The sequence below is a fragment of the Brevundimonas pishanensis genome (assembly GCF_022750635.1).
GTDB classification, from domain to species: Bacteria; Pseudomonadota; Alphaproteobacteria; order Caulobacterales; family Caulobacteraceae; genus Brevundimonas; species Brevundimonas pishanensis.
Genome location: NZ_JAJKBG010000001.1, coordinates 54,752 through 80,917 on the forward strand (window position 1 = coordinate 54,752; position 26,166 = coordinate 80,917).

Here is a 26,166-nt window from a genome sequence, read left to right on the forward strand (position 1 = left end):
AGGATCAGGCCTTTTTGAAGCGGGCAAAGAAGGTGTCGATGGGGTTCTCAGCCTTGTATTTGTGCATGATCACATACTGCTGGAGGATCGACAGGATGTTGTTCCACGCCCAGTAGATCAGCAGGCCAGCCGCGAACGGAGCCATGATGAAGGTGAACACCAGCGGCATCAGAGCGAAGATCTGCCGCTGCATCGGGTCTTGCGCCGGCGGGTTCATCGACATCTGCAGCCACATGGTCAGGCCGTAGATGATCGGCAGAACGCCAAGGTGCAGCGGGCCGCCCAGAATGCCACCGATCAGCGGCGCAGCAGACGGGTCGAATGGCAGGGCACCAAACAGATTCCACAGGCTCGTCGGGTCTTTGGCCGACAGATCCTTGATCCAGCCGAAGAACGGTGCCTGGCGCATTTCGATGGTGACGAACAGAACCTTATACAGCGCAAAGAAGACCGGAATCTGCACCAGGATCGGAAGGCAACCCGCCAGCGGATTGATCTTCTCGCGCTGATACAGGGCCATCATTTCCTGCTGCTGCTTCTGCGGGTCCTTGCCGTGCTTCTTCTTCAGCTCTTCCAGCTTGGGCTGCAGCATGCGCATCTTCGACATCGAAGCGTACGACTTGTTAGCCAGCGGGAAGAGGACCAGCTTGACAACAACCGTCAGCGCCAGAATGGCCAGACCGAAGTTGCCGAGCAGGCCGAAGAAGAACTCCATAACCTGGAAGATCGGGCGGGTCAGGAACCACAGGATGCCCCAGTCGATCGCATAGACGAAGCGCGGCAGAGCCAGCTGCTCTTCATACTGCTTGAGGATCTCGTTGCGCTTCACGCCAGCGAACAGGCGCTGGGTTTCGGTGATCTGCTTGCCCGGTGCAATCGTATGCGCCGCGCCCAGCAGATTTGCTTCGTGGATGTCCACGCCCCCAACCTGACGCACGGTGAAGCGTGCCTGAACCTGCTCGTCCTGAGCGGGGATCAGGGCTGCCAGCCAGTATTTGTCGGTGATGCCCATCCAACCGCCGGTCGAGTTTTCCTCGACCTTGGTCTTCTTGGCCCAGTCTTTGTATTTGATCTGTTCGGTCGAATAGGACTTGCCGTCGCCGAAGGTACCGATGGCGCCCTCGTGCGAGATCATTTCGCGACGCTTGTCAGGGATGCCCTGACGCTCGACGCGCGAATACGGCGCAATGGTGATCGGCTGGGTGCCGAGGTTGGCGACCGTGTCCGTGACGGTGAACAGGTATTTGTCGTCGACCGAGATCACGCGGCTGAAGCGCAGGCCGCTGCCGTTGTCCCAGGCCAATTCCACCGGCGTGGTCGGGGTCAGCTTGTCACCCTTGACCAGCGTCCAGACCGTATTGGGGCCAGGTACGCCGCCCGGAACGTTGGCACCGCGCCAGCCGAACTGGGCGAAATAGGCGTGCTCTGTGCCTTGCGGACGGAACAGCTCGACCGGAGCCGGATTGCCCAGCTCTTCGCGGTACTGGGTCAGGTAGAGGTCGTCGATACGACCGCCCAGCAGCGAGAGCGAGCCCTTGACCGTGCCGCTCTCGATCGCCACGCGACCCGAGCCGGTCAGGGCCGCAGCGCGGTCCTTGAATACATTCACAGCACCCGTGACTGTCGGATCGGCAGGATCAGCCGCCGCTTCCTTGGTCATCTCGGCCGCGGCGATACGCGCGGCACGTTGCTGCTCGGCCTGAGGCCGCATCACGGTGAAATAGTAGATGCCCATGATCAGGGCCGCGCACACAAAGAAGATGATTGTGTTGCGCGAGTTCTCGTTTTGCATCGGGATCAGCGGTCCTGGCCGGAGAGGCGCGGTTGATCGGTATGGAACGCACCGGAGCGCCCATCTTTATCTAAGGATGGATCGGTACGCATCTTTGTCAGCCTTGTAAGGGCCGATTTCACGTCGTCAAGCAATCGGTCCCAGTCGCGGTCTGCCGTACCCATGCGCGCAATCAGCACATAGTCGCATCCGGACTGGCCGTATTCAGGCAAAAGCAGGCGCGCAGCCTCACGCAGGCGGCGCTTGGCGCGGTTGCGCACCACCGCCCCGCCCACTTTTTTCGTGGCGGTAAAACCTGCGCGAATGGCGTCGTCACCATCCGCACGGTCCAACTGTTGTATGACCACGGCGCCTCTCGCCTGAGAAACGCCTTTGGCGGCCGCCAGAAACTGGGGCCGCCGCAACAGGCGATCGATTTTCATCGGATCGGTCATGCGCCCTCCCATATAGGGTTGTTGGGCGCTTGACTTTAGGCCGTCAGGCGCTTGCGGCCCTTAGCGCGGCGACGCGCTACGATCTTTTGACCGTTCTTGGTGGCCATCCGCGAACGGAAGCCGTGACGGCGCTTGCGCACGAGACGCGACGGCTGATAGGTCCGTTTCACGGTCGGCTCCTGAAATAAAGAAGTTAAGCGGTAGATACGATCATCCACCGCGGAAGAGAGGCGGGCGTATAAATCGGCCCCGCGCCGGAGTCAACGGCGCCTTGGCGTTTGAAGCGCGTTATGAAGCCAGAATCGATAAGGTTTTTTCGTAACGCTGGAATATGGAGCCCTTGCGATTTGCATCGCCTGACCCGCTTTATCCCCCTTGTTTTGGTCATCGCTGCGGCAGCTTTGATCTTTGGCATGGGATGGAACCGCTACCTGTCGCTGGACACCCTGCGCGACCACGGCGCGACGCTATCGGCGTGGGTGGACCAGTATTACTGGCTGGTGCTTATCGGGCTGATGGCGCTGTTTGCCGTCCTGACCGCCAGTGTCGTGCCGGGCGTGGTCTTTATCACCGTCACCGCAGGCTATCTGTTCGGCCCATGGGTAGGCGGCATAGCCACCGCCTTTGCCGCCACAGTCGGGGCGCTGGCCGTCTATTATGTAGGCCGCACCGCGCTGGGGGATTCGCTCAAGCGCAAGGCTGCCTCGGATACGGGCCTCCTCAAGCGCATCTGTGATGGCGTGGACCGCAACACCTTCAGCTATGTGCTCACGGCGCGCCTGATCGTGTCAGTGCCGTTTCATATGATCAACGTGGCGGCCGGGATCATGTCGGCCCCCTTGCGTCCCTATATGTTGGCGACCTTCATCGGGCTGTTGCCGGCGCATATTATCTATTGCTGGATCGGCAGCGGGCTTCACGCCGTACTGGTGAAAGACCCCGATCCTGATATCCAATCGTTATTCCAACAGTTTATGTGGCCGCTGATCGGTGTAGGCTTCCTGTCTATGATACTGCCAATGGGTCTAAAGCTGATCAAATCGCGTTATGGACGCTCGCACGCGGGCGACCAATGACTGAACCCGCGCCTGAAACCGGAACCCCAGTGCCCCAAAGCCTTGCCTCTCACCGATCAAAGTTGAGCGACGCCCTCAAGGCGCGCTTGAATTCGGGCGAGCGCATCCGGCCGCACGGGCCAGACGGTTTGACGGCGCGCCTTATGCTGCTGACGGTGGCGTTCACGCTACTGGTTGCAGGCATGATTTTGATCCCCAGTGCCTCCTCCTTCCAGGAAAGGTGGCTCAGTGACCGTCTGCAGGCCGCAGAGCTGGCATCTGTGGGGGTCGAGGCCCTGCCCTACTCCGCGGTCGAAGACAGCACTGCAGAGCAGCTCCTGACCATCGGCGGGGTACAGTCGGTGGTCGTCGGCGAACAGGGCGTGCGCCGTCTCTTGCTCCAGGCCCCCAATCTGCCGCGCGCGCCGGAGCTGATCGACCTCAGAAACCGCAGCATCGGCTCCAAACTGCTGGACCCTTGGCGCACCTTGTTTGCACACCCGGACCGTTCGCTGCGGGTGCAGGCGACACCGCGCTATCGCTCGGGCGAGTTGATCGAAATCCTCGCCCCCGCCCAGCCGCTGAAGTTGGAGCTTAGGGCCTTTATCCTGTCGAACCTGATTGTGTCTGTGGTGATCGCACTGGTGGCGGGCGGACTGCTCTGGCTGGGCCTGTCCTTCCTCGTCCTGCAACCTCTGCAGCGCGTGACGCGGTCCATCGAACGCTTTGCTGCGGATCCGGAGAGCGTGGCCGAGGTCCCGTCCGATCGTCACGACGAGATCGGCCGCGTCGAGCGCGAACTGGCACGTATGCAGGAGGAAGTGCGCCACTCCCTGCGTGCGCGCGCCCGTCTGGTGGCGCTGGGTGCGGCGGTCGCAAAGATCAATCACGATCTGCGCAATATGCTGACATCCGCCCAGATCGCCTCCGAGCGCCTGTCGTCGTCGTCGGACCCTTTGGTGGCCAAGGCCTTGCCCCGCCTAGAGCGAGCGCTGGGGCGTGCCGCAGGGCTGGCCCGCAACGTTCTGGAGTACGGCAAGTCCGAAGAGCCCGAGCCCGAGCGCCGCCGCCTGCTGCTGGCACGTGTTGTCGCAGCCGCTGCAGAGGATGCAGGCTTGTCCGATCAGGGCGTGCGCTTGGTAACCGACCTGCCGTCCCGATTTGTCGTGACCGCCGATCCCGATCAGCTTCACCGCATCTTCGTCAACCTGATGCGCAACGCGCGTCAGGCCATCGAGAGTCTGAATGACGACAGACATGGCCAGATTGCCGTAAAGGCCCGCGAGGAAGACGGCTTTGCCGTCATTCAGGTGCGCGACAATGGCCCGGGTATCCCAGAACGCCTTGCAGGGCGGCTTTTCGAGGCCTTTGTCAGCGGTTCGAAATCCGACGGCACCGGTCTTGGTCTGACGATTTCGCAGGAACTGGCCGCCAACCATGGCGGTCAGGTGCAACTTGTCGAAACCGGCCCCGAGGGCGCGACGTTTGAACTGCGCTTGCCCCAATTAGCTCCGAAGGCCAATCCAGAGCTCCTAGATTTAACCGCCGCCGCAGAAGCGGCCGAAACGACCGAAGGTGAAAAGCCATGATGATGAAATCACTCACTGCCGTAGCGGCTGCCGCAATGGTCGCGCTGTCTGCGCCTATTGCCGTTGCGCAGGATGCCACGGCATCCGACCCTGTTGCCGAGGCCCTGCGCGCACGTGGCGAAGCCTATCGCCGCGGTGCCGATGAAAAGCAGGACCCGCAAGAACTGCGCACGACCTCGGCGCTGAACGCCGAGATCATGGAGCAGAACGATCTGGCCGAACTGCAGGACCGTGCCAACCAACGCGCGTTCGCCAAGGCTCAGGCAGACTATCAAGAAGAACTGGACCTGATGGAGATGGAGACGCGCCGTATCGAGGCCGAGACCGCTGCGAAACAGGCTGCCTATCAGGCCGAACTGGCGGCCTATGAGCGCGCTCAGGCCGACTGGCGGGCGTGTGTCGCCGGCGACAAGACGCGCTGTGCCCAGCAGCCTCAATAAGCCTCACAGAGGCAGACAAGACAAAGGGCGCGCGGCCACCGGCCCCGCGCCCTTTTCATTTTCGTCCGGTTCGGGAGGTTAGCCCTCGACCGGGGCCTGCTCCTGACGCTTCTTGAGCAGGGCATCGAAGCTGTCCCACACGCCGTCGGCACCGTGCCACGAGCCTTGGGTTGCGGCTTTCGAATATTCCGTTGCGCGGGCTTCGAAGAAGTTGGCGTGCTCGACACCCGACAGCAGGGACTGCAGCCACGGCAGCGGGTTTTCCTTCACGCCGTAAACTTCCGGCAGTTGCAGCTGGCGCAGACGCCAGTCGGCGATGAAGCGGATGTATTGCTTGATGTCGTCCGGCGTCATGCCGTTGACCGGACCCATTTCAAAGGCCAGGTCGATGAACTTGTCTTCCATATCGATAACGGTCTTGCAGTTATCGACGATGTCGTCCGCCACGGCTTTGGTGACCGCACCGGTTTCCTTGTTGAAGGCGTGGTACAGCTTGATGATGCCTTCGCAGTGCAGGCTCTCGTCGCGCACCGACCACGAGACGATCTGGCCCATGCCCTTCATCTTGTTCTGGCGCGGGAAGTTCATCAGCATGGCGAAGGAAGCGAACAGCTGAAGGCCTTCCGAGAAGCCACCGAACATCGCCAGCGTGCGGCAAATGTCGGCATCGGTCTCTACGCCGAACTTGCCCATGTAATCGTGCTTGTCCTTCATGGCCTCGTATTCCATGAAGGCACCGAACTCGCTCTCGGGCATACCGATGGTTTCGAGCAGAAGCGCATAGGCCGCGATATGGATGGTCTCCATGTTCGCAAAGGCCGCCAGCATCATCTTCACTTCAGTCGGTTTGAACACGCGACCATAGCGTTCCATGTAGTTGTCCTGAACCTCGATGTCCGCCTGGGTGAAGAAGCGGAAGATCTGGGTCAGAAGATTGCGCTCGTTGTCATCCAGCTTGGCCGCCCAATCCTTGACGTCCTCGCCGAGCGGCACTTCCTCCGGCATCCAGTGGACCTGCTGCTGCTTCTTCCACATGTCGAACGCCCACGGATAGCGGAACGGCTTATAGGCGGTCGACGGGGTCAGCAGACCGGGCGTGCCGGGCTGGATGATCGAGGATTGGGCGTTCATCACACGGGGTCCTGACGAGGTAGAAACTGGATGGAGATTCGTAGGCCCAACCATGCGCCACCACCGCGGCGCGGGCAAGCCGCCATCGGGCCTATATTGCGATGAAAATTCTTATAGCCACTAGATGTGGGGTCATTAGACCACGCAACTGTGGGGTGTGCTGGGGACAAAAAAGCCCGCCGCTGCACTAGGCAGGGCGGGCTTTCGTAATTCGCGGCCTGCGTCCTTACAGGATCATGCCCAGTCGGCGGGCATCGGCTTCCAGGCTTTCGCGGAACTGCGGGGCAGCCAGCTGGATCAGGGCGCGGGCGCGCTCCTCGACCGACAGGCCGCGCAGATTGACCGCGCCGTGCTCGGTCACGATCCACTGCACGTCGTTGCGCGGCGTGGTCACCGGACCATCCAGCTGCGCCACAATGCGCGAGACCGTGCCCTTGGCTGCGGTCGAGTGGCAGGCGATGATCGACTTGCCGCCCTTGGATGCCGCGGCACCGCGCACAAAGTCCAGCTGCCCGCCCGAGGCCGTGAACTGGCGCCCGTTCAGGTACTCCGAGCAGCAGGCACCGAACAGGTCGACCTGCAGGGTCGCATTGACCGAGACCACCTTGTCGTTTTGCGAGATGACGCGCGGGTCATTCACATAATCGACGCCATAGGCTTCGAAGTCCGGATTATTATCGATGAAGTCGTATTCGGCCTTTGTGCCCATGGCGAAGGCAAAGATCGCCTTGCCCTTATGGATGTTCTTGCGGCTGTTGTTGATCACACCGGCCTGCATCAAGGCGATCAGGCCGGGCGTCATCAGTTCGGTATGAACGCCCAGATCCTTGCGATCGAACAAGGCGGCACAAACCGCATCCGGCAGGGCCCCGATGCCCATCTGAAGCGTCGAGCCATCCTCGATCATATCGGCGATGATTGCGCCGATGGCCTCGTCCGCAGGTGCCATCGCAGCCTTGCCCGACTCGATCAGCGGGACATTGTTTTCCACGATGGCCGTCACTTCGGAGATGTGGACGCGGGTATCGCCGCCCACACGCGGGAACTGGTCGTTGACCTCCAGTATCAGGCGCGCGCCGGAACGCGCGACCGGCGTGGCATAATCAGCGTTCACACCGAACGAGAAATAGCCCTCGTCATCCATCGGCGAGACGGTGGTCACCAGAGTATCCACCTTGACCTGATTGACCATCACATCGGGGGCCTGCTGGAAACTGGACGGGATGAACCACACGCCGTTACGGCCGGCATCGCGGCTCTGCTGCTCCAGTTTGCGCTCGATACCGCCGTGGAAGAGGCTGTACGGCCGTAGGCGGTCCGTCAGTTCGTAGCGCAGGACGGTCTCACCGGCCTGCTTCATCGACAGCAGATAGTAGATGTTGACGTCGGACACCTGCCCGGCCTCGGCGCGGTCCGCGAGTGCCTTAAGAAGCGCCGGCGGTTGGGATATACCGAGACCCATGGCCATTCTTGTACCGTTACCGATGAGCGCGGCGGCTTGGTCGGCGGTGGTCAGGCGCTTGGCATATTCAGCCGCAAAGTCAGTCATGGTCTGCCTCGGTAATCCACTGGCCGCCTAAACGGCCCAAGGTCGGTGATGACCAAATTCGTAGCCGCTGGCACCGGCAGACGCCTTTTAGACCTTGGTCTATGGGGCATCCTGAAGGCGGGACATATGTACGCGCTGGCGGCGCTCGACCGCATAGGCGAACAGCCACAAAAGCACTGCCCAGAAGGCACCGATGCCCCACCCCGCCAAAACATCCGTGGCCCAATGGGCTGCCAGATAGATGCGGGTGATGCCGATCAAAAGCACAACCACCACGGCCCAGCCCACGGCATAGGCTTTAACGCGCGCTCGCGGGAACGCTCGCGTCAGCATAACGCCGATGGTCAGGTAGAAAACCGTAGCCAACAGGGCATGACCGGACGGGAAGCTGGCATTGAGGGTTTCAACTACCTGATATTCCGCCGGCGGCCTCGCCCGATCAAACACAGCCTTCAGGCCCTCGGACCACGCAACTCCGCCCGCAAGCCCGAAGACCAACAATAGCGCCGACAGCTTCTTGCCGTGGACGAGCAGGAAGAAGCCAAAGATCAGGGCGAACACCATCAGCACGGAAATGCCGCCGAGCGACGTGACGTCTATGGCGGCCTCTCGGAGCCACCACGGCCCGCGCACCCGTTGAGGATCGTCTGCATAAGGGTGCAGCCACGTCAGGACCGACCAGTCGAAGCCTTGCTTGTCGCCACTGGCTACGCCGTCGGCGATGCTTGCGAAAAGTGCCAGCCCGCCAGCCCCTAACAACAGAGGAGCGACAATGCCGATTTCATTACGGGCCACACGGAGGACACGGGCGGTGAAGGCAACGGGGTGTGCGGTCATAGGGCGACAACGGCTCCATTACGCTTTGTGTTCCGTCCCGTATCGGGACGATTCCCAAGATAATTGCGACAAAACCGTGGCATAGGTTTCGCGAGGTTTGAAGCCTTTTCCTTCCCCGTTCAACCGCAGCCTATGGCAAGCGAAAAATTAGCAAAAAACTGAATTAAAGAATTTGAAGTCGGGCCAGTCTTAACCCAAGATTTAGATGTAGCTGGTGTTGTCCACACAACATCTGGCGTTATCCACAAGTTGACGGGTTGTAGCGATGGCAGGCGGCGAAGCTCTACAGACAACGGATTTTTCGGCAGTTTCTTCGGGACTGAAGGCTTTCAAGCCTCGCCTCGAAGTGGTCCCCGGTGGCCTTAAACTGGACCGCAGCCGTGACGATCTGTTGACGGATTTCGGTAAAAAGACGCTCGAAGACCGATATCTTCTTCCGGGCGAGTCCTATCAGGACATGTTCGCCCGCGTGGCCACGGCCTTCGCAGACGATGCCGAACACGCCCAGCGCGTTTACGACTATATGTCGAAGTTATGGTTCATGCCTGCAACGCCGGTTCTGTCGAACGGCGGTGCCGATCGTGGTCTGCCGATCTCCTGCTTCCTGAACGCGGTCAACGACAGCCTCGACGGTATCCAGAACGTCTGGAACGAGAACGTCCAGCTGGCCTCGAACGGTGGCGGCATCGGCACCTATTGGGGCGGCGTCCGCTCCATCGGTGAACAGGTTAAGGGCGCTGGCCAAACCTCGGGCATCATCCCCTTCATCCGTGTGATGGACTCGCTGACGCTGGCCATTTCCCAAGGCTCGCTGCGTCGCGGTTCGGCGGCTGTCTATCTCGACATCCACCATCCCGAAATCGAAGAATTCCTCGAAATCCGTAAGCCGTCGGGCGACTTCAATCGCAAGTCCCTGAACCTGCACCATGGCATTTCGATCACCGACGAGTTCATGGAAGCGGTCCGTGACGGCAAGCCGTTCGATCTGCGCTCGCCCAAGAACAACGAAGTTCGCAAGACCGTCGACGCCCGCTCGCTGTGGACCAAGATCCTCGAAATCCGCATGCAGACGGGCGAGCCCTATCTGATCTTCTCGGATACGGTGAACCGCCAGTTGGCACAGCACCAGCGCGAGCTGGGTCTGTCGGTCAAACAATCCAATCTGTGCGCCGAGATCATGCTGGCCACCGGTAAGGACCACCTCGGCAACGAGCGCACCGCTGTGTGCTGCCTGTCGTCGGTCAACGCCGAGACCTTCCTTGAGTGGCGCGAAGAACCCCAGTTCATCGAGGACGTGATGCGCTTCCTCGACAACGTGCTGCAGGACTTCATCGACCGCGCCCCGTCGGCGATGTCGCAAGCCGTCTATTCGGCCATGCGCGAGCGTTCGGTGGGGCTGGGCCTGATGGGCTTCCACTCCTTCCTGCAATCGCAAGGCGTGGCGTTTGAATCCGCCATGGCCAAGTCGTGGAACATGCGCCTGTTCAAACACCTGCGCCGCGAGGCCGATAAGGCTTCCAAGCTGCTGGCCGAGGAAAAGGGCCCCTGCCCCGACGCGGCCGACCGTGGTGTGATGGAGCGTTTCTCGCACAAGATGGCGATTGCCCCGACTGCATCGATCTCGATCATCTGCGGCGGTACGTCGGCAGGTATCGAGCCGATCCCGGCCAACATCTATACCCACAAGACCCTGTCCGGCTCGTTCGCGGTCAAGAACCCCTACCTTGAGCGTCTGCTCGAAGAGAAGGGTCAGAATACCGACGCGATCTGGAACTCGATCCTCGAACACGAGGGCTCGATCCAGCACCTCGACTTCCTCTCGGAAGACGAAAAGGGTGTCTACAAGACCGCCTTTGAACTGGATCAACGCTGGCTGATCGAACTGGCCGCCGACCGCGCGCCGGAAATCTGCCAGGCCCAGTCGCTGAACCTGTTCGTTCCGGGTGACGTGAACAAGTGGGACCTGCACATGTTGCACTGGTCGGCGTGGGAACGTGGCGTGAAGTCGCTCTACTATCTGCGCTCCAAGTCGGTTCAGCGCGCCGCTTTCGCCGGTGCCGACACCAAGGAAGAAGCCGAGTTCGATCCGAACCAACCGGACCTCTTCTCGGCCGCTCCCACCGACTACGACGAGTGCCTGGCCTGCCAATAAGGTTTGGGTCCACATTGTGTACAACTGGCGCCGCTCGGGAACTTGCTCTCGGGCGGCGTCGTTCGTTTGTCAGGAGGCTGCTATCGGGATACTGATGGTATGCGTAAGGACTGGGAGGCGAACATGCGTCGGCTGGTGCTGGGCAAAATCCGTACCGGACAGGTTCCGCAAGCGATTGCTGGGTGCCTCTGCATCGCATCCGTCTCGCTGGGCGGGACAGAAGCGATGGCCCAATCTCTCGCGTCTTCCCAAGACTGGTCTGTGACGCTGGATCGTCGCTCTCTTGGCGACCTTCCCTCCTCGCAAGCCTGGCGTGAAGAGCGTGTGGCGCTTAGCACCGCTTCGGGTGACCGCTGGACGGTTCGCCATGCCAACTCCGTCGATACGCCGCTTGCTTTCAGCCGACCGGACACGCGCGACCGCGAAGTCGCCGTGGAATGGCGTCACGACTGGACGGCGCTGCACGAAACGTCGCCTTCAGGTCTGGAACTGTCGGTCTCGCCCCATGCCGGATTTGACTGGAACCCCCGGGGTTCATCGCCTGTCGCAGGGGCGACGGTGCGCGTGGGTCGCGGCCTTGACCGATTGGCTCCCGACGGTGACGAAGCTTTTGGTCAAAAGGCGCGCTGGTATGTTTTCGCCTCGGGCTCCAAGCGCGCTGTCGGCTATAATTTCACCAGGCAGCGTGATGGCGGGTTTGCCAATGAAGGGCTGAGCCACGATCTGGGATCCAGCGCCATGGGCGATGCCGCTATTGGTGTCGCCTGGCGCAAGGGCCCGATCCAAAGCTCGGTGGGCCTGTCCTATCGCGAAGTCGAGATTGACGGCCTGCGCGGCTATGGCGGGCTCAAGACAGACGTTGGCGAAGGCGTCCTCGCCTTCCAGCTTTCGATCCGGCCGCAATAAAAAGGGCCGGATAATCGATCCGGCCCTCCTCCAATCTTACTGCGTGAGTGCAACGCCCTCACGGCGGGGATCGGCCCCACCGTCCCAGCGTCCGTCGCGCCAGATCGCCCCGTGGAGGCCCGAGGTCTCGGTCGCATTGGGGCGCAACTCCATGCCCGCAGCCTTCAGCGCATCACGGATTTCCGGCGAAATCTGATCGGTATCAGCCCCCACCATCGCGCCGCGCACCACCAGGTTAGGCAAGGCAACGGCGTCCTGCATGGTCATGTCCCACTCGACCACACCGACCAGCGCCTTTGCCACATAGGCTAGAATCGAAGAACCACCGGGCGATCCGATAGCGCCGACAAGATTACCCTCGCGATCCAGAATGATCGTCGGGATCATGGACGAGCGCGGACGCTTGCCCGCTGCGACAGCGTTCGGTGCAGGATGCCCGTCCTCCAGCGGAGTGAACGAGAAATCGGTAAGCTGGTTGTTGAGGAAGAAGCCGCCCGCCATGCGCCCCGAGCCGAAGTATGATTCCACCGTGGTGGTCATACTGACGGCATTACCCTCGGCGTCGACCACCACGAAGTGGGTCGTGCCCGCAGGCTCTAGTGTCGCATCCGACAGTTGCGGGGCGGAACCGGTCGGGCGACCTGCCGCAACCGGACCGTTCACCTGCGGAGCCAACGCTGCGCGTTCGGCAATATAGTCATCGGCGAGCAGCCCTGCCACAGGCACGCCCACAAAGTCGGCATCGCCCACGTAGCGGTCGCGGTCGGCGTACATGAGCCGCTGCAGACGACCTAGCGCGACCCAGGCCTCGGGGCTGTCCTTGCCCTTGGCCAGATCGGGAGTCTTTTCGGCCATACCGAGGAACTGCAGCATGGCCACGCCGCTGGACGGCGGAGCGGGCACACAGACCACATAGATGCGATAGGGACGGCAAAGCGGATCGCGGCGCAGCGGACGATAGTTCGCGAAGTCCTGCATCGACAGCCCACCCGGGCGCGGTTGGGCGTGCGTGGCGGCGATCATCTGCTGGGGCAACTCGCCCTCATAGAAGACACTCGGCCCCTCAATGGCCAGACGGCGCAGGGTCTGGGCATATTCCGGATTTCGAAGGGTATCACCTGCCTGATAGCGGGTGCCGTCGGCCTTGGTGAAAAAGCGGGTGGCCCATTCGCTGACGGCCTGATTGCGGCCCGCATTGATAAAGCTTGCCAGACGCGGTGAAACGGTGAACCCGCCGTCCGCCAGTTGTTCAGCCTCGGCGAACAACTGGTTCCAGCCTAGTTTGCCGTGCTCTTTCTGGGCCATGCCCAGCATAGCCACCACACCCGGTACGCCCGTCGAGCGGCCCGACAACACAGCATCGGTGAAATCCAGCGGTTTGCCGTCTTCATAAAACAGTTCGGGCGTCGCGGCGGCAGGGGCCATCTCGCGACCGTCATAGGAATGGAGCTCCGCGGTCTTGGCGTCGTAGACCATCATAAAGGCCCCGCCGCCCAGGCCCGACGACTGGGGCTCGACGAGGCTCAGGGTCGCCTGAATGGCAACGGCCGCATCCACCGCCGAACCACCGGCGCGCAGAACCTTCATCCCCGCCTCGGCGGCCAGCGGGTTTGCCGCCGCGACAAACGGGCCGCGCGCGGGTTGCGCTGCAGGTGCTTCAACAGGGCGGACGGCTTGATCGGCCGCTAGCGCGAAAGATGGGGTCGAAATCGCCGCCAGCGCCAAAATCGTCGCGGAAAGAGCAGTCTTGCGCGTGCTCCCGCGTGTCCGGTCAAAAAATGCCGTCATAATCCATACTCCTACCGCGCGATGACAGACTTATGCCTAAGGCTTGATGCGAGTTCCGCCAACCCAAGATTTTCTTTCGCTTTTTTCGATTTTCCTATTGCCATTCAAAATCTCAAAAGCTAGATAGCCCTCCTCGCCGCGGGGCACTGACCCACGGCGGAGACGAAAGTCTAAAACGCACCCGTAGCTCAGCTGGATAGAGCATCAGACTACGAATCTGAGGGTCAGGAGTTCGAATCTCTTCGGGTGCGCCATCTTTCTCTTCGCAAGAAGAGCGGCAGCGGTAAAACGCTCCCAAACAAAAACCCCGCTCCTGATATCGTCAGGGCGGGGTTTTTGTTTGTTCGGCTATCCCGTCACCCAAGTCTGGGCGAAGTCGGTCGCGTCGTCCATCTGCCGCGTCAATACGCCGAGCCACCCGCCACTCCAAGTGCCATAGGCCGCAGTGCCGTCGGGGCGTTCCAGTTTTTCCGGCAAGGTCCGCATGAGATAGACCGTATTCTCACCGAGCCCATACGCACGTCCCATATCGCGGAACTCGTCCCCGTCCATTTTGAAGACGGCCTTGCCGTCTCGCGCCAAGGTCACTTCGGTGATGTTGTGCTCGGATAGAGCGTCCGCGGATTGGAACATGACCCTAAACAAATCCACGGGCGCGGCATTACCGACGTCGCGCAGGTCGAGCGTGACCCTGGAAGGATGCAGCAGTCCGGTGCGGTAGGCATATAGGGTGGCGACCTCGTTGCGATGATCATCGTCCAGTTTGCGGTCCACCGGCAAGAAAACCGTGAGATTATAGATCACCACCGCCGCCACAGCCGCGATCGCAATCCCCAGCGCGACCAGCCAGGGTTTTGCGCGTGATGACTTATCGTGTGAGCCTACCATTTACTCCTCCTAGTTGGCCCAGACGACATATTGGTCGCTAGGTTCCAGCCTTTGGCGTGAGGACTTATCCAGCGGCACAGGTGCATCGACCATGGACGGCCACAGAGCGGCGGCCTGTTGCTGGTCGTGGATTTGCAGGAGGGTCGTCAGATAGTCGACGACGTCGCGCCGTGTACTGGCCAGATTGCGGGTCTCGCCCGGATCGTCTTCCAGATTATGCAGCCAAATCCGCCTCGGCGACTGCTGGGTCTGAAGCTTCCATTTGCCGGATCGAACAGCACGGTATCCGCCGTTTCGCCAGTACAGCGCCTCGTGAGCCGACTTGGCGCTTTGCCCCTTGAGGAAGGGCGTCAGGTCCACACCGTCAATGATCCGGTCTGTCGGAGTGCTGGCACCCGCCACTGCCGCCACTGTTGCGAAGAGATCAAGATGCGAGACCGGCTGCGCGACCTGCCCTCGCCCATAGCCGGACGGCCAGCGCACGAACATGGGAACGCGGATACCCCCGTCAAAGAAGGTCATCTTCCATCCGCGATAAGGTGCGTTCAGCCCCTCGATCCCGACGTGCGCTGTGCCGCCATTGTCGCTGGTGAAAACCACCAGCGTATTGTCATCCAGCCCCTGATCCTTGAGCGCCTGCATAATACGCCCGACCCCGCGATCCAGAGCCACAATCATCGCGGCGTAGACCCTCTCGTTATGGTCCTTGATGTGGTCCAGAGCCTGATAGTCGGCAGCCAGCGCCTGCAGCGGCGTGTGCGGGGCGTTGTAGGCCACATATAAAAACAGCGGGCGGTTGCGGTTGGCGTCGATCACCTTGACGGCCTGATCCGTCAGATAGTCGGTCATATAGCCGTGCGGACGAAACGGCGCGGAGCCGTTGTACTGAACACTGAACGGCATGTTGGCCCATAGGAATTTGTCCGTGGGATCATAGTTCAGGCGCGCGTTCACCACGCCGTCCGTGTCCGGCAGGGCATATTTCTGGGCCGCCGCCATGAAACCGAGGCTTTCGTTAAAGCCCTGATCCTCTGGACGCATCCCCTTGGCCGCCCCCAAAGCCCACTTGCCGAGGTGAACTGTGTGATAGCCGCGTCCCGCCAGAACTTCGGCCATGGTGACCTCGTCAGCGGGCATTCCCATGTCTTTCAGACGCGGCGCACCACGCGCCCGATCCGAATGATAGGTCCACTTCGAGGATTGATCGCGCTGGCCGCGTACCACCATGCGGGACATCAGGGCCGGCACGGGCGTCGATTCAAATCCAAACCTTTGCGGGTATCGTCCCGTCATCAATCCTGCGCGTGACGGACCGCTGCTGGCGTGGGTGGCATAGGCGGATTGCAGGATCACACCCTCATGGGCGATGACGTCGATATTGGGCGTTTTGACGGTACCGCTTCCCCGACCGCCGCCGTTCAGACTTATATCGTTGAACCCCAGATCATCGGCGACAATCAGCACGATATTGGGCGGCCGCTCAGCAGGGGCGGCCAAAGCAACCTGCGGACCGCGTTCCCATTCCACCGAACGCGGTGGCCCAACCTTGGGTGCACGCCAACCCGCCCAGTGCAGCAGGACCGTATCGCGCGCCAGCCAGCCACCAAGCAACAACGCCGCGAGGATACCGAGGGCAGCCCATCCGATAATGCTCAGTCTCACCCGTTCCCCGCCGATCAAGTGAAATACCTGCGTTCTGTTTAATAAGGAACTGTAGCGCCAGAATCCGCAAGCTAAGAGCGTGCGTTTGGTGTGTACTGCCCTCGAAAAAACGGGGCCAAACCGGGGAGACGGATGTCCAACGACGCCTATGACTATGTAATCGTTGGGGCCGGGTCGGCAGGATGTGTGCTGGCCGAGCGTTTAAGCCGCGATCCGTCGATCAGCGTGGTCTTGTTGGAAGCCGGCGGCGACGACCGGAGCTTTCTGGTGCAGGCCCCGCTGTTGATGGGTCAGGCCATGGCCTCCAAGACCCTCGACTGGCATCATTACACGGCCCCGCAGAAGGAACTGAACGACCGCCGCCTGTTTTGGCCCCGCGGGAAAGTTCTGGGGGGCTCCAGCTCCATTAACGCCATGCATTATGTCAGGGGCGCGGCGCAGAACTATGATGAATGGCGCGACGCCTATGGGGCCGAAGGCTGGGGCTGGGATCAGGTGCTGCCCGCATTCAAGCAGGTGCAGGGACGTGTCGGCCCGATCAGCGACCTGCACGGCTGCGACGGGCCCCTGTCGGTTCAGGATATCAAGCCTCTTAACCCCTTGACCGAAGCCTTCTTCGAGGCCTGTGCCGACATGGATGTCCCTCGTATTGAGGACATGAATGGTCCGGAACAATATGGATGCAGTCCCTATCAGGTAACGCAAAAAGGGACCCGCCGGTGCAGCGCCGCCGTGGCCTATCTGCACCCTGCATTGGCGCGGCCCAATCTTCGCGTGATTACCCATGCCCTTGCCAGCAAGGTTCTGCTGGAGGGCAACCGCGCAACCGGCGTCGAATACCGCCAAGGCAAAGAGGCACAGTGCGTCTTTGCAAGGCGCGAAGTCATCCTCAGCGGCGGCGCGATCAATACTCCCCAGCTGTTGCAACTGTCGGGCATCGGCGACGCCAACTGGCTTCGGGAAGCAGGCGTTGCTCCGGCAATCGACCTGCCAGGTGTGGGACGCAACCTGCAAGACCATCTGGACATATTGGGTAAGATCGAGACGCGTAGCACGACCTCGCTGGGCATCTCGCCGGCCACGGCGTTCTCGTGGGCACGCAGCGTGCTCGACTTTATTGCCGACAAACCGGGCTTGCTGAGCACCAATCCGGTTCAGGGTGGCGCATTCCTGAAATCGTCACGCGCTGGCGACCTGCCTGATCTGCAATTCGCCTTTATCCCCGCCAAGGTCGCCCCGCATGGAGCACGCTTGCCGTTCGGTCACGGGGCCTCGCTGCACGTGTGCCACCTTTACCCCAAGAGCCGCGGCGAGATACGCATCACCTCTGCCGATCCAGCCCAACATCCCCATATCGACCCTAACTATCTGTCCGATCCTGAAGACATGGAGGTCATGATCGACGGGATGCAGGCGGCGCGTGACGTCCTGATGCACACGGCCTTTGATTTCGACCGAAAGCACGAAATCTGGCCAGATCCAGCCTACCGGACCCGCAGCCAACTGGCCGACGACCTGCGCGCACGCGCCGAGACGCTATATCATCCTGTGGGAACATGCCGCATGGGGACAGGCGAGCTGTCGGTCGTCGACCCGCAGCTAAAGGTTTACGGTGTCCCTAATCTTCGGGTGGTCGATGCGTCCGTGATGCCGCGCCTGATCGGCGGCAACACCAACGCCCCGACGATGATGATCGCCACACGGGCCGCTGATATGATTTTGGACAGCAGGGACTGATAGCCATGACCGACCTGAACGCCCTTCTGGAAAGCCAGCGCAGCGCCTTCTTGCAACAGCCCAACCGTTCCGTGGCGGATCGTCGAGACGATCTTAAAAAGATCGAACGGCTCATGCTTGACCAGCAGGCGTGGGTGGACGCCATAAGCGCCGACTTCGGCCAGCGTTCCCCCATCGAGACGCGCCTTCTAGAGCTGTCTCTCGTACTACGCGGCACCCGTGACATGCGCCGCAAGGTGGCGCGCTGGATGAAGCCCGAGTGCGTGCCTACGCCCCTGCTGGCCCAGCCCGGACGCTCTTATGTAAGGCGTGATCCCAAGGGCGTCGTCGGGATTGTTTCGCCCTGGAACTACCCTGTGCAACTGGCGCTGCTGCCGCTGGCAACGGCGTTGGCAGCGGGCAATCGCGCCATCATCAAACCCTCGGAACTGACGCCCAATACTAACGATCTGATGACCCGCCTTTTGGCCCAGGTCTTTCCTGCCGATCAGGTTAGCGTCGTCCAGGGGGGCCCCGATTTGGCAGAAGCTTTCTGCGCCCTGCCCTTCGATCATCTGTTCTACACCGGCTCCACCCGCGTGGGACGAAGCGTGGCCGCCGCTGCGGGCCAGAACCTTGTGCCCGTCACCCTGGAGCTAGGCGGCAAGTCTCCGGCCATCGTCAGCGCCACCTATCCGGTTGCCGACGCAGCGCACTCTATTGCCTGGGGCCGCTTCCTGAACGCAGGACAGACCTGCGTGGCCGTAGATACCGCTATCGCCATCGGAAGCCCTGAGCGAGCCCGTGCCCTGGGGCAGGCGGTCGCCCAAAAGGTCCAGACCTTCTACCCCGACTTTGCGAACAATCCGGACTATTCGACGGTGATTGCCGGACAGCACTATGCCCGTCTTGAATCCATGGTCGATGAAGCCCGCGCCGCTGGTGTCGAGGTCCTTCAGCCTGAGCACAACTCCGATGACGTGCGCCAGTCGCGCAAATTCCCTCCGACGATCGTCATCAATCCTCCGGAACATCTACGCCTGATGCGCGAGGAGATCTTCGGGCCGGTTCTGCCGGTCATCGCCAAGCCGGACATCCAGTCCAGCGTGGATTATGTGAACGCTCATGACCGCCCGCTGGCTCTTTATGTGTTCTCGGATCATTCATCCGAGATCGAGCACGTGCTGGATCACACCCACTCGGGCGGGGTCACCATCAATGGTGCGATGCTGCATCTGGCCAACGACCATCTGCCCTTTGGCGGCAACGGGCCGAGCGGTCAGGGGGCCTATCACGGCAAATACGGTTTTGACGAACTGACCCACCCGCGCGCCGTTTTCCGGTCGGGTCGGTGGCATTCCACACGGCTGGTGGCCCCGCCTTATGGCAAGCGGGCCGAACAGATTACGGGAATGGCTTTCAAGCTCTAAGGCTCGAGCGCTGGCCCTCAGGTCTTGGAGGATTGCGTGAGCGCTACCGCCAGCACGCCTCGCATCATGGTGCGCACCACTTCGCGCGCCACCTCGACCGGCACGCTTTGCTCACGGCGCAAACCTTGCCACGTCGCCCAGCTGGTGGCGGAGACCATGGCCGAGACGAACAGACCTGATCTGTCGTCGGGCATGTCCTTGAAATACTCGGCGAACAGGTTCTCGACGATCATGCGGTGCACCGCATCGTCCCCCTGCATCAGTTCGTACAGAACCGGATAATCGCGGGCCAGATGCATGGCCGCGCTGCGCACCGGCATGACATATTCGTAGAGGTCGGTAGCACGCTCGGAAAAAGCCACGACGCGCTCTTCCATGCTCCACTGTGAGGGATCACGGCGGGGGAAGCGGCGGAACGCCTCTTCGCGCTGGATCTGGTAGGCCGCCGTCAGCAGCTCGCTCACATCCGAATAGTGACGGAAAACTGAGCGGCGCGACACGCCTGCACGATCGGCGACGGCATCCGTCGTCGGCATAGCCCCGGTTTCACGCACCAGTTCCAGCATCGCCATCGCAATCACGGCGCGGCTGCGCTCGCTGCGAAGATGGCGGCCGTCCGGCATTTGCTTGGCCTGCGTTTCGTGCTGCATTTTCAAACCAGTACTAAGTTACCGAAGCCAAAGTCGTCCCACTGAGCATCCTCGCGCGAACGCACAGGCTGCCGATAAAAACCCCTCGCAGATGATGGACAGGACCATCTTCGGACGAGGGGATCGATACGCGCCGGGAAATGACAGGCTCACTGCTGATTTACTGCGCAATTGAGTCAGCCATTTCCAGCGATATTGCTACCTCTACGGGTTATTACGTAAACCTATAAGGGCATATCAAGAGTCACATTGGGCCAGCCGCCGGATATTTACGATTAAAAAAGCGTCAAATTCCCGAGTTTGCGCCCGATTGTCGCAAGTATTTGAGCTTTACGTTACGTAAGAGGAAGGCGTTGTTTTTATATTCAGAAATCTTAGTCACTAATAACATCTTCGAAAACTAATCGGAGTTCATGACAGTAATGAAACCTATAGCTGTTATGGCCGCGCTTATAGTTGCAACTTGTCCCGCGACCTCAGCCGTTTCACAGTCGAGCCTCGGCTGGGGCTCGGGCGAGCAACTGCTTGATGAATACGTCGCCTATATCGGGCGCAACGATGTGCGATCGTCCGAAGGCGTCCGCCTGACCGAGGCCTGGCAAGTGATCCGCCAGGACCGCGCCAACTACCACCGCTTCAACATTCGTGATCGCGGAGATCAGGGCGACGGCTTCTTCGCCAACGCCAACAATCGCGCCGCTATGGAGCGCATGGTCCGCGACGGACGCATGTCCCACAGCGCCGCCCGCGCCGTCGTTCAGGGCGATGTCTGGATCAAAGTGCGCATCTACGGTCGAAACGGTCGCGGTCAAAGCGTCGAAGTCACCGTCAACTGACGGCGGCTTGGGCGTACCGACACCACGACAAACTCATTTGCGAAGAAATGGCGCACCCGACAGGATTCGAACCTGTGGCCTTTGCCTTCGGAGGGCAACGCTCTATCCAGCTGAGCTACGGGTGCGGCTTCGGCGCGAGGCCGGAATGGCGGGTGTTACAGCAAGGCGGGGGCGGCCTCAACCCTGAACGTGAAGCCTGCCATTCGCCCTGTGCATCAACCGCTTACTGGGCGGTCATACCGCCGTCGATTTTGAATTCAGAACCGGTGACAAAACGGCTCTCGTCCGAGGCGAGATAGAGCACGCAATAGGCCACATCGTCAGGATCGCCGATCCGCTTGAGCGGGATACCGCGCGCCAGCCTGTCGTGCGCCACCTCGGCCGAGCCGCCTGCCATTGCGATGAACGGATCAAGGATGGGCGTATTGATGAACACCGGGTGCACCGAGTTAGCGCGCACGGTTCCACCGGCCTTGGCGCATTCCAGCGCGACCGTCTTGGTATAGAGCCAGACGGCAGCCTTGGTCGCGTTGTAAGCGCCCATGCCCGGCGCTGCGGCCAACCCTGCGATGGACGAGATATTGATGATGCTCGCCGACGGCGCAGCCTTCAGGTGAGGCAAGGCATGCTTACAGCCCAGCATGACGGACTCGATATTGACGGCCTGGACCTTGCGCCAGTTTTCAAGCGTGTCCTGTTCGGCGAAAACAAGCTGACCGCCAATTCCGGCGTTGTTCACCAGCACCGACAGCCCGCCCATATCGGCAGCAGCAGCGGCAACAACAGTTTGCCAGTCCGCCTCGCTGGTCACGTCGTGCTTGTAGGCAAAAGCACTGCCGGGGAAGCGGGCATTCAACTCATCGGCCAGTGCGCGGACACCCTCGAGGTCCAGGTCGCTGAGGGCCACCTTTGCTCCTTCCTCCACCAACCGGCGAGCCATGGCTTGACCCAGCCCGCCTGCGGCTCCGGTGATGAGGGCTGCCTTGCCCTCGACGCGGCCCCGACGGCTCATTTCGCCAGCCCCTTGGCCGCAGCGTCGATAAAGTTCGCCAGTTCGATATCACGCTGGGTGACCCCGCCCGCATCATGCGTGGTCAGCACAATATCCACGCGATTCCAGACGTTGGACCATTCCGGATGGTGCTGGACAGCTTCGGCCTGAATAGCGACGCGGGTCATGAACCCAAATGCAGCGTTGAAATCAGCAAACTCCAATACACGGCGAATAGACGGACGGGCGTCATCGGCCTTGTGCCAGTGTGGCAGTCCTGCCAGCGCCGCCTCGACTTCGATTTGCTGCGGAATATTCGCCATGGAACCGTCTCTCCCCTCGAGGTTTTGCCTAGGCGTAACCCGCCCTACCCACAGCCGACAAGCCACTCCCGTATGCAAACACGCGCATAGGCGGATGACGCGACGCAATACAGGCGCTAAACCCTAGACCATGACCTCCTCAGACGCGGCATCGCCCCGGTTAGAAGCTACCCCCTCGGGTAAGACATCCTCCTTTGGTTTCCGCGACGTTGACGCGCGCGAAAAGGTAAAGATGGTGCGCGGCGTGTTCGACTCCGTCGCGTCCAACTATGACTTGATGAACGACCTGATGAGTGCTGGCGTGCACCGCATCTGGAAAGATGCCGCGGCGTCCAAGCTCAATGCCCGTCCGGGTGAAGTCATTCTCGACGTGGCCGGTGGCACCGGCGACATGGCCCGCCGCTATTCAAAAATGGCCCGCGCGGCACAGGAGCGTCGCGGCGGTGACGACGCCAAGGTCATCGTGCTGGACTACAACGCCGAGATGATCCTCGCGGGCGTGCACAAGGGCGGCGAGCCGGAAATGGTCTGGAGCGTCGGTGACGCCATGAGCCTGCCGCTGCCGGACGCCTCGGTAGATGCCTATTCGATCAGCTTTGGCATTCGTAACGTAGCCGACATTCCTGTCGCCCTGAAGGAAGCCCGCCGTGTGCTGAAGCCCGGTGGCCGCTTCATGTGCCTGGAGTTCTCGCGCCCGACCACGGCAGTGATGCGCAAGGCCTATGATGCATGGTCGTTCAACGCCATTCCGCGGATCGGCGAACTGGTCGCCAAGGACCGCGACAGCTATCAGTATCTGGTGGAATCGATCCGTCGCTTCCCTGACCAGAACACCTTCAAGGCCATGATCGAGGACGCCGGTTTCAGCCGCGTGACCGTCACCAATCTGACCGGTGGCGTGGCCGCTATTCACCACGGGTGGGCGATCTGAGCCGGTTGCGTTTCAAGACCCCGCCGCCCTCTCCTGAACTGGTGCGGATCAAATCTCCGGTGCGTTCGGCGTTTCGCCTGATCCACTGGGGTTGGGTTCTGGCACGTCACGATGCCCTGATCCCGCGCGAGGCGACCCCGCTCCTGCCCGCATGGAGCCGGCCGTTTGCAGGTCTGGTTCAGGCGTTCGCAAGCCGCAAGCTGCGCGCCGGCCGCCCCGGCCAGCGCGTCGGTGCCGCGTGCGAGCAGCTAGGTCCGGTCGCGATCAAACTGGGGCAGGTACTGGCGACGCGCGCCGATATTTTCGGCCTGCAGTTCGCGCAAGACCTCGGCCACCTGAAGGACAAACTGCCGCCCTTCCCCGTCGAGCAGGCCCGCCGCGAGATCGAGCGATCCATCGGCCGTCCGGTCGACAGCCTTTATACTGAACTTGGGCCTGCAGTCGGGGCCGCTTCGCTGGCTCAGGCGCATCCGGCCTATCTGGCCGATGGCCGCAAGGTCGCCGTCAAGGTTCTGCGCCCGGGCATTGAGCGCAAGGTGGCACAAGGGCTGGATGCCATGCGTCTGGGCGCAGGCGTGGTCAACCGTCTGGTAGAGCCCGCCCGCCGTCTGGAACCGCGCGCCTTTGTCGAGATCATCGCCCGTTCGCTGCAACTCGAATTGGATATGCGTCTCGAGGCCGCTGCGGCGTCCGAGCTGGCCGAGGTGATGGCCAAGGACGGCTATATGGCCGCGCCGGGTGTCATATGGGATGGCGTGGGCAAGCGCGTGCTGACGCTGGAATGGGCCGAAGGTCTGCCCATGACCGACCCGTCCATGGCGACCCTGCCCGAAGCCGACCGCAACATTCTGGCGGACAAGGTGGTGCGGGCGTTTCTGGTTCAGGCTTTGGACCACGGCGTGTTCCATGCCGACCTGCACGAGGGCAATCTGTTCGCCGACCGCTCGGACAAGGTCACGGCCATTGATTTCGGCATTGTGGGCCGCCTTGGTCCTGCAGAGCGTCGCTACCTCGCGGAAATCCTCTGGGGCTTTATCAGCCGCGACTACGACCGCATCTCACGTATCCACTTTGCTGCAGGCTATGTACCGCCGCACCATTCTGTGGAAACGTTCGCGCAGGCCCTGCGTGCCGTCGGCGAGCCGGTGATCGGCCGTGCCGCCTCGCAGGTGTCGATGGGACGCTTGCTGGGTCAGCTGTTCGAGATCACCGCCCTGTTCGACATGCACTTGCGCCCCGAACTGGTGCTGCTGCAAAAGACCATGGTGTCGGTCGAGGGCGTCGCGCGCCGTCTGAACCCCGATCACGACCTGTGGGAAGCCGCCAAACCCGTGGTCGAACGCTGGATCCGTCGTGAACTGGGTGTGCAGGCACAAGCCAAGGAAATCGTGGAAGAAGCCCGCGACACGCTGAAAGCTTTGTCTGATTTTGCGCAGAACCCTCCGCAGTCCCAGACGTTGATTGTCGAGCGTTCGCAGACGCCTGCTTGGGTTATTGTGGCGGCAACCGTTTCGGTGTGCGCCTCCGCGACCGCCTTGATCTTGACGCTTTGGCCCAATCTTCTGGGCTGATCACTGGGCCCCTTAGGGGGCTGTGAAGGAGCCTCCCATGAAGACCATCGCCATTTCTCTGGGCCTGACGGCCACCCTTCTCGCCTCGTCGGCACTGGCACAAAATGCTCAGCCGACAGCACCTGTGGCGACCGATCGCCCGGCGGCAGCCGCGACCTTGCCCAACGCCTTCTCGGGTCAGGAAACGGGTCAGGCCGCGCCTGCAGCCCAAGCCGCGCCGGCTACGGCTCCGACAGGCGCGCCCGCAGCGGCACCCGATATCGCCCGAGCCGAGAACGCCCTTCGCCAGATCATCGCCGGTCTGAAGTCGGGCAGCGTCGACTACTCGATGTTCAGTGACAACGTGGCTGAAAAAGTGCGCCCGCAGGCCAGCCAAATCGGTAGCCTGCTGACCCAGTTCGGCGATCTGAAATCCATCACCCATAAGGGGCAGCCTGATGGTGTCGATCTGTTCCGGGTGGAGTTCGCCAATCAGGCCACCGAATGGGTGATCGGCTTTGATAACGACGATCAGGTCGCGGCCCTGCTGTTCCGCCCCGCGCAGGATTAACCCTAGTCGAAACTGACCTTGCCCCGCCCGCTCTTGATCACAGAGCGGGTGGACTTAGCCTTTAGGCGGCGTTCCTTTGAACTGCGGGTCGGCTTGGTTGGCACGCGATAGGCCTGACGCACCGCCGCCTCCGCCACCATCTGCTCCAGACGTTCGATGGCGTCCTCGCGATTGCGCTCTTGCGTGCGAAAGCGGGTGGCGGTGATCACGATCACTCCATCCAGCGTCAGGCGACTACCCGCCTTCTTCATCAATCGCTCACGGGTATAGTCGTTCAGGCTCGGCGAGTTTTTGGCGTCGAACCGCATCTGTACCGCCGTCGAGACCTTGTTGACGTTTTGTCCCCCCGGACCACCGGCGCGATAAAAGCGGAACTCCAGTTCCTCATCGGGAATGCGTCGTTTTATCTCGGCCATCAGGCCTTCCTCGCCGCGCGGTTGGCCGCTGCGTCCAGCGTCTGGAGGAATTTCGAGCGATCGGCATTGGAGAACGGAGGCGGTCCGGACGTCTCCACGCCCATGGAGCGCAGGTGCTCGCCGACCATCCGGCCCGCAAGCGCCGAGCCGATTGTGTTCTCGTCCAGCACCGTACCATTTGGCCGGATGCATTCGGCACGCGACTTCAGACACCGGTCAGCCAGGGGATAGTCGTTGGTGATGACCACATCGCCGGCCCCTGCCCGCTCCGCGATCCAGTCATCCGCCACATCCGGGCCTGCATCCACCACGATCTGGGTGATCAGCGCCTCTTGCGGGATGCGGATCCAGCTATTGGACACTACAAATACCGGCCAGTTCAGTCGCCGCGCCACGCGGTAGACCTCTTCCTTTACGGGACAGGCGTCGGCATCGATGTAGAAGGTCTTGGCCATGCCCTCTTCTAGCGCAGACCGGCACAAACGAAAGGTCATCCGGCCAAAGACCGGATGCCCCTGCGCATTAGACC

General features: G+C 61.5%; 25 protein-coding genes and 2 tRNA genes. 12 read left to right on the plus strand and 15 right to left on the minus strand.

Translation table 11 applies throughout. The features are described 5' to 3' along the window. Positions 1-4: 4 nt before the first annotated feature. The 3 genes from yidC to rpmH are packed head-to-tail and all read right to left on the minus strand — an operon-like array spanning position 5 to position 2,396. Positions 5-1,792: a membrane protein insertase YidC gene (gene yidC / locus LOX95_RS00255; RefSeq protein ID WP_242912288.1), complete on the minus strand. Its 1,788-nt coding sequence runs from the start codon at positions 1,790-1,792 to the stop codon at positions 5-7. Between the two features lie 5 nt (positions 1,793-1,797). Beyond that, positions 1,798-2,226, minus strand: coding sequence for a ribonuclease P protein component (gene rnpA, locus LOX95_RS00260; RefSeq protein WP_242912289.1), 429 nt, complete (start codon positions 2,224-2,226; stop codon positions 1,798-1,800). Between the two features lie 35 nt (positions 2,227-2,261). Beyond that, positions 2,262-2,396 (minus strand): 50S ribosomal protein L34, encoded by a 135-nt coding sequence (gene rpmH, locus LOX95_RS00265; RefSeq protein WP_003164000.1) that lies wholly within the window; start codon positions 2,394-2,396, stop codon positions 2,262-2,264. Between the two features lie 177 nt (positions 2,397-2,573). On the opposite strand from rpmH, the gene LOX95_RS00270 reads away from it, so the two are divergent. The 3 genes from LOX95_RS00270 to LOX95_RS00280 all read left to right on the plus strand — a co-directional run bounded on the left by LOX95_RS00270 (position 2,574) and on the right by LOX95_RS00280 (position 5,310). Continuing rightward, the gene (locus LOX95_RS00270; protein ID WP_242912290.1) at positions 2,574-3,302 is read left to right on the plus strand and encodes a TVP38/TMEM64 family protein; all 729 of its coding nucleotides are present in this window, start codon (positions 2,574-2,576) and stop codon (positions 3,300-3,302) included. Positions 3,303-3,364: 62 nt separating this feature from the next. Next, positions 3,365-4,870 (plus strand): sensor histidine kinase, encoded by a 1,506-nt coding sequence (locus LOX95_RS00275; protein WP_242912291.1) that lies wholly within the window; start codon positions 3,365-3,367, stop codon positions 4,868-4,870. Continuing rightward, a complete protein-coding gene (locus tag LOX95_RS00280; RefSeq protein ID WP_242912292.1) occupies positions 4,867-5,310 on the plus strand; it encodes a cell wall hydrolase in 444 nt (147 codons plus the stop codon). The genes LOX95_RS00275 and LOX95_RS00280 overlap by 4 nt, the downstream gene beginning before the upstream one ends. A 78-nt stretch (positions 5,311-5,388) precedes the next feature. Here LOX95_RS00280 and LOX95_RS00285 read toward each other — a convergent pair whose 3' ends face one another. From LOX95_RS00285 to LOX95_RS00295, 3 genes are all read right to left on the minus strand, one after another. Continuing rightward, positions 5,389-6,441: a ribonucleotide-diphosphate reductase subunit beta gene (locus tag LOX95_RS00285; RefSeq protein WP_242912293.1), complete on the minus strand. Its 1,053-nt coding sequence runs from the start codon at positions 6,439-6,441 to the stop codon at positions 5,389-5,391. 226 nt (positions 6,442-6,667) lie between these two features. Next, positions 6,668-7,990, minus strand: coding sequence for an acetyl-CoA hydrolase/transferase family protein (locus LOX95_RS00290; protein ID WP_242912294.1), 1,323 nt, complete (start codon positions 7,988-7,990; stop codon positions 6,668-6,670). Between the two features lie 99 nt (positions 7,991-8,089). Next, positions 8,090-8,827 (minus strand): phosphatase PAP2 family protein, encoded by a 738-nt coding sequence (locus tag LOX95_RS00295; protein ID WP_242912295.1) that lies wholly within the window; start codon positions 8,825-8,827, stop codon positions 8,090-8,092. 265 nt (positions 8,828-9,092) lie between these two features. Between LOX95_RS00295 and LOX95_RS00300 the strand changes: the two genes are divergently transcribed. Next, positions 9,093-10,979 carry a ribonucleoside-diphosphate reductase subunit alpha gene (locus tag LOX95_RS00300; protein WP_242912296.1) on the plus strand — a complete coding sequence of 629 codons (1,887 nt, stop codon included), beginning with the start codon at positions 9,093-9,095 and terminating at the stop codon, positions 10,977-10,979. 99 nt (positions 10,980-11,078) lie between these two features. After that, complete coding sequence (locus LOX95_RS00305) at positions 11,079-11,885, plus strand: lipid A-modifier LpxR family protein (protein ID WP_242912297.1); 807 nt, start codon at positions 11,079-11,081, stop codon at positions 11,883-11,885. Between the two features lie 36 nt (positions 11,886-11,921). Here LOX95_RS00305 and LOX95_RS00310 read toward each other — a convergent pair whose 3' ends face one another. Beyond that, a complete protein-coding gene (locus LOX95_RS00310; protein ID WP_242912298.1) occupies positions 11,922-13,673 on the minus strand; it encodes a gamma-glutamyltransferase family protein in 1,752 nt (583 codons plus the stop codon). A 177-nt stretch (positions 13,674-13,850) separates the two neighbouring features. Here LOX95_RS00310 and LOX95_RS00315 point away from each other — a divergent pair. After that, a tRNA-Arg gene (locus LOX95_RS00315) sits at positions 13,851-13,927 on the plus strand. Positions 13,928-14,021: 94 nt separating this feature from the next. On the opposite strand, the gene LOX95_RS00320 is transcribed toward LOX95_RS00315, so the two are convergent. Beyond that, positions 14,022-14,561 carry a hypothetical protein gene (locus tag LOX95_RS00320; RefSeq protein ID WP_242912299.1) on the minus strand — a complete coding sequence of 180 codons (540 nt, stop codon included), beginning with the start codon at positions 14,559-14,561 and terminating at the stop codon, positions 14,022-14,024. A 9-nt stretch (positions 14,562-14,570) separates the two neighbouring features. Beyond that, a complete protein-coding gene (locus tag LOX95_RS00325) occupies positions 14,571-16,223 on the minus strand; it encodes a sulfatase-like hydrolase/transferase (protein ID WP_242912300.1) in 1,653 nt (550 codons plus the stop codon). A 132-nt stretch (positions 16,224-16,355) separates the two neighbouring features. On the opposite strand from LOX95_RS00325, the gene LOX95_RS00330 reads away from it, so the two are divergent. After that, positions 16,356-17,960: a GMC family oxidoreductase gene (locus tag LOX95_RS00330; RefSeq protein WP_242912301.1), complete on the plus strand. Its 1,605-nt coding sequence runs from the start codon at positions 16,356-16,358 to the stop codon at positions 17,958-17,960. Positions 17,961-17,965: 5 nt separating this feature from the next. Continuing rightward, entirely contained in the window at positions 17,966-19,369 is a 1,404-nt protein-coding gene (locus LOX95_RS00335; protein WP_242912302.1) for a coniferyl aldehyde dehydrogenase, read from the plus strand. Between the two features lie 17 nt (positions 19,370-19,386). On the opposite strand, the gene LOX95_RS00340 is transcribed toward LOX95_RS00335, so the two are convergent. Beyond that, positions 19,387-20,019 carry a TetR/AcrR family transcriptional regulator gene (locus LOX95_RS00340; protein WP_242912303.1) on the minus strand — a complete coding sequence of 211 codons (633 nt, stop codon included), beginning with the start codon at positions 20,017-20,019 and terminating at the stop codon, positions 19,387-19,389. Positions 20,020-20,459: 440 nt separating this feature from the next. Between LOX95_RS00340 and LOX95_RS00345 the strand changes: the two genes are divergently transcribed. After that, a complete protein-coding gene (locus LOX95_RS00345; protein WP_242912304.1) occupies positions 20,460-20,855 on the plus strand; it encodes a hypothetical protein in 396 nt (131 codons plus the stop codon). A 48-nt stretch (positions 20,856-20,903) separates the two neighbouring features. Here the strand turns inward: LOX95_RS00345 and LOX95_RS00350 are convergent. The 3 genes from LOX95_RS00350 to LOX95_RS00360 all read right to left on the minus strand — a co-directional run bounded on the left by LOX95_RS00350 (position 20,904) and on the right by LOX95_RS00360 (position 22,235). After that, positions 20,904-20,980: transfer RNA gene (locus LOX95_RS00350), tRNA-Arg, on the minus strand. A gap of 98 nt (positions 20,981-21,078) precedes the next feature. Next, positions 21,079-21,867 (minus strand): SDR family oxidoreductase, encoded by a 789-nt coding sequence (locus tag LOX95_RS00355; RefSeq protein WP_242912305.1) that lies wholly within the window; start codon positions 21,865-21,867, stop codon positions 21,079-21,081. After that, the gene (locus LOX95_RS00360; protein ID WP_427846557.1) at positions 21,864-22,235 is read right to left on the minus strand and encodes a 4a-hydroxytetrahydrobiopterin dehydratase; all 372 of its coding nucleotides are present in this window, start codon (positions 22,233-22,235) and stop codon (positions 21,864-21,866) included. Before LOX95_RS00360 ends, LOX95_RS00355 begins: the two co-directional genes overlap by 4 nt. 64 nt (positions 22,236-22,299) lie before the next feature. Between LOX95_RS00360 and LOX95_RS00365 the strand changes: the two genes are divergently transcribed. The 3 genes from LOX95_RS00365 to LOX95_RS00375 are packed head-to-tail and all read left to right on the plus strand — an operon-like array spanning position 22,300 to position 25,221. Beyond that, the gene (locus LOX95_RS00365) at positions 22,300-23,100 is read left to right on the plus strand and encodes a class I SAM-dependent methyltransferase (protein WP_242912307.1); all 801 of its coding nucleotides are present in this window, start codon (positions 22,300-22,302) and stop codon (positions 23,098-23,100) included. Beyond that, on the plus strand, positions 23,088-24,671 hold the full coding sequence (gene ubiB / locus LOX95_RS00370; protein WP_242912308.1) for a 2-polyprenylphenol 6-hydroxylase: 1,584 nt from the start codon (positions 23,088-23,090) through the stop codon (positions 24,669-24,671). The genes LOX95_RS00365 and ubiB overlap by 13 nt, the downstream gene beginning before the upstream one ends. Positions 24,672-24,708: 37 nt before the next feature. After that, positions 24,709-25,221 (plus strand): DUF3887 domain-containing protein, encoded by a 513-nt coding sequence (locus LOX95_RS00375; protein ID WP_242912309.1) that lies wholly within the window; start codon positions 24,709-24,711, stop codon positions 25,219-25,221. Between the two features lie 2 nt (positions 25,222-25,223). On the opposite strand, the gene arfB is transcribed toward LOX95_RS00375, so the two are convergent. Together arfB and LOX95_RS00385 are read right to left on the minus strand one after the other, a co-directional pair. Beyond that, positions 25,224-25,637, minus strand: a complete 414-nt coding sequence (gene arfB / locus LOX95_RS00380) for an alternative ribosome rescue aminoacyl-tRNA hydrolase ArfB (RefSeq protein WP_242912310.1) — start codon at positions 25,635-25,637, stop codon at positions 25,224-25,226. Beyond that, positions 25,637-26,092 carry a YaiI/YqxD family protein gene (locus tag LOX95_RS00385; RefSeq protein ID WP_242913080.1) on the minus strand — a complete coding sequence of 152 codons (456 nt, stop codon included), beginning with the start codon at positions 26,090-26,092 and terminating at the stop codon, positions 25,637-25,639. The genes arfB and LOX95_RS00385 overlap by 1 nt, the downstream gene beginning before the upstream one ends. Positions 26,093-26,166: the final 74 nt, after the last annotated feature.

Excerpts from the sequence above, each read along its gene's own strand:
- yidC (WP_242912288.1), bottom strand. The coding sequence starts at position 1,792 with ATGCAAAACGAGAACTCGCGCAACACAATCATCTTCTTTGTGTGCGCG.
- LOX95_RS00300 (WP_242912296.1), top strand. The coding sequence starts at position 9,093 with ATGGCAGGCGGCGAAGCTCTACAGACAACGGATTTTTCGGCAGTTTCT.
- LOX95_RS00345 (WP_242912304.1), top strand. The coding sequence starts at position 20,460 with ATGGCCGCGCTTATAGTTGCAACTTGTCCCGCGACCTCAGCCGTTTCA.
- LOX95_RS00310 (WP_242912298.1), bottom strand. The coding sequence starts at position 13,673 with ATGACGGCATTTTTTGACCGGACACGCGGGAGCACGCGCAAGACTGCT.
- LOX95_RS00280 (WP_242912292.1), top strand. The coding sequence starts at position 4,867 with ATGATGATGAAATCACTCACTGCCGTAGCGGCTGCCGCAATGGTCGCG.
- LOX95_RS00320 (WP_242912299.1), bottom strand. The coding sequence starts at position 14,561 with ATGGTAGGCTCACACGATAAGTCATCACGCGCAAAACCCTGGCTGGTC.
- LOX95_RS00290 (WP_242912294.1), bottom strand. The coding sequence starts at position 7,990 with ATGACTGACTTTGCGGCTGAATATGCCAAGCGCCTGACCACCGCCGAC.
- arfB (WP_242912310.1), bottom strand. The coding sequence starts at position 25,637 with ATGGCCGAGATAAAACGACGCATTCCCGATGAGGAACTGGAGTTCCGC.
- LOX95_RS00330 (WP_242912301.1), top strand. The coding sequence starts at position 16,356 with ATGTCCAACGACGCCTATGACTATGTAATCGTTGGGGCCGGGTCGGCA.
- LOX95_RS00375 (WP_242912309.1), top strand. The coding sequence starts at position 24,709 with ATGAAGACCATCGCCATTTCTCTGGGCCTGACGGCCACCCTTCTCGCC.
- LOX95_RS00305 (WP_242912297.1), top strand. The coding sequence starts at position 11,079 with ATGCGTAAGGACTGGGAGGCGAACATGCGTCGGCTGGTGCTGGGCAAA.
- LOX95_RS00295 (WP_242912295.1), bottom strand. The coding sequence starts at position 8,827 with ATGACCGCACACCCCGTTGCCTTCACCGCCCGTGTCCTCCGTGTGGCC.
- LOX95_RS00365 (WP_242912307.1), top strand. The coding sequence starts at position 22,300 with ATGACCTCCTCAGACGCGGCATCGCCCCGGTTAGAAGCTACCCCCTCG.
- LOX95_RS00385 (WP_242913080.1), bottom strand. The coding sequence starts at position 26,092 with ATGGCCAAGACCTTCTACATCGATGCCGACGCCTGTCCCGTAAAGGAA.
- LOX95_RS00340 (WP_242912303.1), bottom strand. The coding sequence starts at position 20,019 with ATGCAGCACGAAACGCAGGCCAAGCAAATGCCGGACGGCCGCCATCTT.
- LOX95_RS00285 (WP_242912293.1), bottom strand. The coding sequence starts at position 6,441 with ATGAACGCCCAATCCTCGATCATCCAGCCCGGCACGCCCGGTCTGCTG.
- rnpA (WP_242912289.1), bottom strand. The coding sequence starts at position 2,226 with ATGACCGATCCGATGAAAATCGATCGCCTGTTGCGGCGGCCCCAGTTT.
- LOX95_RS00335 (WP_242912302.1), top strand. The coding sequence starts at position 17,966 with ATGACCGACCTGAACGCCCTTCTGGAAAGCCAGCGCAGCGCCTTCTTG.
- LOX95_RS00355 (WP_242912305.1), bottom strand. The coding sequence starts at position 21,867 with ATGAGCCGTCGGGGCCGCGTCGAGGGCAAGGCAGCCCTCATCACCGGA.